This window comes from Hymenobacter agri, assembly GCF_054778495.1.
The window spans coordinates 1-583 of record NZ_BAAGZM010001258.1; the positions used below are offsets into that span (position 1 = coordinate 1).

A 583-nucleotide genomic window follows, 5' to 3' on the forward strand; every position below is an offset into this window, starting at 1 on the left:
GGCGCATCGCGGCGGGCGCCTGGCGCCTGAGCGGGGGCCGACAGCATCACGCGCAAGGTGTGGCGGGTGCCCTGCTTCGCCACCGAGTATTCGACTCCGAAACCATAGTACTCGCAGATGTGCTGCACGATGCTCAGGCCTAGGCCTGGCGAGTCGGAAGCGGCATTGTGCTTTCGGAAACGCTCGAAAAAGCGGGCCGGGTCGCCCTCCACGGCCGGACCGGTATTACTCACTTTCAGCTCGGTGGCCGACAGGCGCACGGCCAGCTCGCCACCGGGCACGTTGTGCTTCACGGCGTTTTGCAGCAGGTTTTGCAGCAGCGAATCGGCCAGGCCGGGGTGCATGTGCACCACTACGGGCCCGGAGTTGCTGTCGAGGCCGTAGCGGAGGTCGCGGGCGGCAAAGAGCGGTTCGAACTGCGCCATTTTCTCCCGCAATAAGTCGTCGAGGCGCACGGCCGCGGCATCTGGAAACTGGCGGTTTTCAATTTTACTCAGCAGGCTCAGGGCCTGGTGCAGGCGCGAAAGGCGCAGCGTGGCGCCGTAGAGGTCGGCCACGAGCGGGGCGGCGGCCGGGTCGTCGG

At 66.6% G+C, this 583-nt stretch carries 1 protein-coding gene; it reads right to left on the minus strand.

Annotated elements, in window-relative coordinates; translation table 11 throughout:
• The coding region (locus ACYVDE_RS25655) for a sensor histidine kinase (protein WP_460504329.1) at window positions 1-557 on the minus strand (557 nt) is incomplete at its 3' end.
• Between the last annotated feature and the right edge of the window lie 26 nt (window positions 558-583).